Origin of the sequence: Muribaculum sp. (assembly GCF_029051885.1) — a bacterium.
In the GTDB taxonomy this organism is placed as follows: Bacteria; Bacteroidota; Bacteroidia; order Bacteroidales; family Muribaculaceae; genus Muribaculum.
In genome coordinates this window covers 1-5,331 of sequence record NZ_JAIDKI010000229.1, presented here as the reverse complement: position 1 = coordinate 5,331, position 5,331 = coordinate 1, and the positions used below count along the sequence as shown (strand labels likewise).

At 47.5% G+C, this 5,331-nt stretch carries 5 protein-coding genes; 3 read left to right on the top strand and 2 right to left on the bottom strand.

Features of this window, described 5'->3' with window-relative positions:
* Positions 1-9: 9 nt before the first annotated feature.
* Complete coding sequence (locus K2I50_RS09395) at positions 10-219, bottom strand: fimbrillin family protein (RefSeq protein ID WP_301026060.1); 210 nt, start codon at positions 217-219, stop codon at positions 10-12.
* 430 nt (positions 220-649) lie between these two features.
* Positions 650-1,687, bottom strand: a complete 1,038-nt coding sequence (locus tag K2I50_RS09390) for a YeiH family protein (RefSeq protein ID WP_526022977.1) — start codon at positions 1,685-1,687, stop codon at positions 650-652.
* 712 nt (positions 1,688-2,399) lie between these two features.
* Between K2I50_RS09390 and K2I50_RS09385 the strand changes: the two genes are divergently transcribed.
* The 3 genes from K2I50_RS09385 to K2I50_RS09375 form a co-directional block, all read left to right on the top strand.
* A complete protein-coding gene (locus tag K2I50_RS09385) occupies positions 2,400-3,791 on the top strand; it encodes a transcription termination/antitermination NusG family protein (protein WP_301026059.1) in 1,392 nt (463 codons plus the stop codon).
* Positions 3,757-4,608: a hypothetical protein gene (locus tag K2I50_RS09380; protein WP_301026058.1), complete on the top strand. Its 852-nt coding sequence runs from the start codon at positions 3,757-3,759 to the stop codon at positions 4,606-4,608. Before K2I50_RS09385 ends, K2I50_RS09380 begins: the two co-directional genes overlap by 35 nt.
* A gap of 121 nt (positions 4,609-4,729) precedes the next feature.
* Positions 4,730-5,331, top strand: a 602-nt coding sequence (locus tag K2I50_RS09375; RefSeq protein ID WP_526022976.1) for an MATE family efflux transporter, incomplete at its 3' end; no start/stop codon positions are given.

The following is a 5,331-nucleotide window of genomic DNA, read 5'->3' as shown; positions in this document are numbered from 1 at the left end:
TGAGGGGGATCAGAGACAGACTACATAGAGTCCGATGCAATCACCGGTCTCGAAGCCATAGTCTGTGGCACGGGAATCGACCAACGACGGGCTTATCCTAATTTCCATACTTTTTATTTCGGGCTCGGGAATGACCATGTCTGGTCCGTCGGATCCCTGGCATGCGGTAAAAAGCATCGCGCATCCGGCGATAACAGTGAACGGGGCGAATGTTTTCATTTTATTATGGTATTATATTGTGAAAATGATTTCAATGCAAAAATATGTAAAATTATATTTCAGAAAAATTATATTTCGGTTCAAAACGGTTCAAACTCCAAACTTTTATAAAATATGCAAATTTCGATTATTCGGCTACACATTAAATAATACATGTGTGCCAACCGGCAATCCGGGATTAGTTACTGAAACAGTCCCTTCATTATTATTTAACGACATGCACCATCCGAAATGAAAGCGTAAAAACACCTTCTGAAATTTTGAAATAAACCATATCAGTCCGGCGCTACACATTGTCATATTCGACAATATGTAGCGCCGGACTGATATGGTAGCCGCCTATAAGCTGCAACCCTGAAGTCTGACGGAGATAGACAACCTATTAGCCCATCTCACGTCAGAACTCCTAATCATAGAGGGTATTATCTCCCTAAAGGCAAAGCGGGGCAAGATATTTGGCAAGGATATAGCCACCGACAATAAGCCAGACATCGAGGCAGAATGCAAGGACAAACGGCTTGGCTCCGGCTTTCTTAAACTTGTCAATGCTCGTTTCGGCTCCTAAAGCCGCCATGGCCATTGTAAGGAGGAAAGTATCGACGTAGTTGATGGCTTCTACAAAAATAGGCGGGAGGAGATTCAAGGAGTTGAATCCAATGACAGCCAGGAACCCGACTGCAAACCAAGGAATGTTTACTTTGCCTTTTTCGGTCGTAGAGCCATCATGCGCGTTACGGCGTGCGGCCCAGACTCCAAGAATAAGCAGAACCGGCACGAGCATCATCACTCGAATCATCTTGACGATGATGGAGACATTGGAAATCTCCGTACCCATGGCATTGCCGGCTCCTACGGCATGGGCTACCTCATGAAGCGTGGCACCGGAATAGATGCCCATCTCCTGAGGAGTAAGGTCGACCCATCCGGAGCGATAGGCTATCGGATAGAGGAACATCGAGATGGTTCCGAAAATAACAACGGTAGCCACTGCCACCGCAGTCTTGTAGGCTTGGGTGCGAATCGTAGATTCTGCGCCAAGCACCGCTGCGGCACCGCATATTCCACTTCCAACGGATGTCAGAAGCGCTGTGTCACGGTCCATCTTCAGCATACGTCCAATCCATATGCCGCCTAAGATTGTGACAACTACGATTATGACATCAACCACAATTCCGGCAACTCCGACATTTACAATATCCTGGAATGTAAGGCGGAATCCATAGAGGATGATACCCAGGCGCAACACCTTCTTGGAACAAAACTGGATGCCGGGCACCCAGGTCTCCGGAAGATGATTGCGCAAGGAATTTGCATAAAGCATTCCAAGGATAATACCGATAATCATCGGACTAAAAGAGATGTCCTTAAGTATTTGTGCCTCGCCGATATAGAAGGCAGCACATGCAAATAACGCTATCAGCAGAATGCCATGTAGCATGCTGACGTGGGTTTCTGTAAGTTTTTGCATTTTATAGTGTATGAGTTAGGTTGAATTTTTTCGTTAACAACTTCCATGAAAACCACCATAAGATAAATTTCATGATGTATGCCTGCCACGTAAGGCGACTGCCCTCCGATTAAAAGGGTAACGTTTGCTAAATAGGAAAGTTCGGCCATGATATAAATGTCGACTGATATCATTAATAGGCCAAGTTTGTAGACAAAATCCTCTAATTGATGGCATAAAAGCGCCAATATCACGCAACAAGCTAAATAACAGCAACTTGATGTCAATTCCAGTGCGATGGCTTCGCAATCTCTTACTAAGAGATACACATTGACTCTGCAAAATTAGCAATATCTTATGAAACTCACAAATTATCAGTGATAATGGAGTGGATCATCATAGTGTATCGACGTGGCTTATAGGCATATGGTTGACTGCAAATCTTATAGATACGAAAAAACGCCAAGAGCAACCTGCTTATTTACAATAACTTGGAAAAATGCGCAATCTCTTAGTAAGAGATGTTGACGGAACTTATCTTGATTTCAATCACACCAGAGTGTTTGGGACAGCCGACATATCCAAGTCAAACTCCTGCGGCAATGTATATAAGAATGCCATGGGAGGACAAGAAGAATTGTCTGAAAAAACGCATTTGTTCACCAACGGAAACAGAGTATTCAAGATTGAATCAGAGCACGTTGCACAGCCAACGGCCTCAGCTTTTTTTCGGATGATAGTAGCCGGAACCACCAACCGCTCGACTGCCTCCAGCAGACAAAAAGCACTCTCCGCCTACGTTAATTATATCGGCACCGACCTATTGGAGTTCGATAGTTTCACATCCGCCAAGCTCAACGGATGGGCAATATGGCTAATACACGCCGGACACACGATCAAGACCGTCATCCACTACATGAAACACCTCTCCGCACTCTACGGGAAAGCCGTAGCCGAAGGGATGACCACCGATAGCGGTGCCTTCAACGGCATCGTGCAACGCCTCGCCACACTCTCCGACGATGCAATAAGAATTTCCGGCAATCCGGCCATCACATTGCGCGACTTGATTCTCTCGACTGATGCCACACAAAAAGCCAATCTCGCCAAAGATATCACAATATTCGCAATACTGGCCGGAGGAATTGGGTTCAACGAAATAGCCACCTATGGTAAAGACGACTATACCGGCGACGATCCGACACTTAAGGCAATGATAGCTCGCTATTCAAAGCCACGAAACAAATACCTGTTTCCACTCCGCCAGTCTGAACGCACCACTCGCCAGATGCACGAATATGTCAACACACTGTTCTCCGCGACGATGCGCATCAACCGTGCCCTTACGCCTGCCGATGTATGGAGCACGATAGCCTACGACTGCGGCATATCGCCTGAAGATATCATGAGCTGCACGGGGCTAATACCGGCCGCCAACCCGGCGTTTGCGCTCACCCATGCATCCACATCCGACAGCGACAGACGTGCAGCAATCATACGCCGGGTATCGGACATGCTTACATGCAATCCCACCAACTGGTATGCGCTACAGATGCGCCAAGGCACTGACTACGATGATGTGGCCCGACGCATCGAAGTCAGCAACGGCGAGTTTCAGGTCGAAGACATATATTATCCCTGCCGAGAGATCGCACGTCGCACAGGACGCAAGCTCATCTCCGAAAACAAACCGGTAGTGGCAGGACTGATGTTTGTGAAATGCAGATTCACCGACATCACTGCTATGATGCGCCACATCAGCGATATAGCATGGTGCTACCGACAGACAGCCCGCACCGGCAGCGCGTATGCCGCCATACCCCAGACGCAAATCGACCTCTACCAGCAGACTATCGGCATATTCACCCCCTCTACCGAGATATTCCCCGTCGGGACGCTCCCCATAGCTCCGGGCGACAGAGTAGTGGTAATCGGTGGCGAATTCTCCGGACAGCCGGCAGTGTTGCAGCAGCTGATTGGCCCCGACAGCGCTCCGACAATATGCCGCCTCACCCTCCCGGGAGCCAACAGCATAGAATGGCGCGTCGACACCGACCCGCGCCTCATACGCAAAATCACCGAACAGCAGTATGACACTCTTGTCACAGAAATATCTGCCATCTGACAGCAGCACCCCCGACATTGCCGACATAGGCGATGTGGCCGGCTACACCCACCTGCTGCTCATGCTCAGCCGGATACCCGCCGACAACCCCGCCGCCCCCGACCCCAGGGAGCTCGCCATGGCCATACGCAGATGGTCCGACAGCATCCGTAGTCATATGCCACACTACGCACCCGAGCATCTGGGCCGTGCCATCGAATGCTACGACATCTCCCACAGGCTTGGCTACAACGAGCGCCCCGACAAGCGCTATATCGACCAATACCGCCGCCGATATTTCGACTCATGGGCCCGAGGCAACGACCGAATCAACGAGTCGGACATCTACGCAATGGTATCCCGAAAGGCTGCCGCCACTCCCGACGATATTGACAGCCGACAGTTCAGCGCCTTCTACGACATACGCGAACGATGGATGAAGCAACTCCGCTACAACACAGTATTCGCCGAAACCACCCCTGTCGAAAACTATCACCGGCTGAGCCTCGTGATGCAGGAGAATCTTCGTCCGTGGTTCCGATTCGACCAGCGCTCGCGCAAACGCCAATGGGCCGAAAGCAACACCGTGGCCGACCTCCGGTCGCTCGACACCCCTACCCTCCTCTCCTACAAAGGGTTCAACCTATCCCTCTGGCCCTCTGTAAATCCCGACGCTGAGCGTAACCGCGCCTCCGACACCGCCATTGCCCGCGAACTCGCCACCCGCCCCGACCTCAACCGCTACGAGCGCCTCTCCTTCACCGCATATACGTTATCTGATTCAATAAACGACAAAAAGTTGACTACTCAAGGGGATATAATCTCCCAATTTACATAAGTTCTATCCAACGGCATACAATCCTTTACTTATCTATAGAATTTTTATAATGTCTTCTACTGCATCCAATTCTCGCATCGCACGTAATACCTTATTCCTATATATACGGCAATTCGTAATAATGGGAGTAACATTCTATACGTTCAGAATGGTTCTTGAACTTCTTGGTGTAGAGGATTATGGTACTTATAACGTAATTGGAGGTGTTATTGTTTTATTCTCATTTATAAGCGGGGCTCTTACTCAATCGACACAGAGATATTTGTCATTCCACATTGGAAAAAATGACATGGAATCATTGAAACAAATATTTTCGATGAGCATCAATATATATATATTGGCAAGTGTGCTTATATTGACTTTGGCCGAAACAATTGGTCTTTGGTTCATAAATTCATACATGAATTTCCCAACAGATGACTTATACGTTGTAAATATTGTATATCAATTCACGATAGTTTCTCTCATATTTCAATTATTACAACTCCCATATCAGTCGGCAATAATTGCATTTGAAAGAATGAATTTTTTCGCTTATCTAAGCATATTGGAAGCGGCTCTAAAGTTGGCAGTTGTTTTGATATTATTCAATCTTGAGTCAAATAGATTGATTGGATATGCGATTTCATTATCCGGAGTTTCTATTGCAATTTGTCTTAGCTATAGATTCTACTGTACTCGAAAGTTTGATTCTTGTAAGTATATACGTATATGGAATAAGCA

Excerpts from the sequence above, each read along its gene's own strand:
- K2I50_RS09395 (WP_301026060.1), bottom strand. The coding sequence starts at position 219 with ATGAAAACATTCGCCCCGTTCACTGTTATCGCCGGATGCGCGATGCTT.
- K2I50_RS09390 (WP_526022977.1), bottom strand. The coding sequence starts at position 1,687 with ATGCAAAAACTTACAGAAACCCACGTCAGCATGCTACATGGCATTCTG.
- K2I50_RS09385 (WP_301026059.1), top strand. The coding sequence starts at position 2,400 with ATGATAGTAGCCGGAACCACCAACCGCTCGACTGCCTCCAGCAGACAA.
- K2I50_RS09380 (WP_301026058.1), top strand. The coding sequence starts at position 3,757 with ATGACACTCTTGTCACAGAAATATCTGCCATCTGACAGCAGCACCCCC.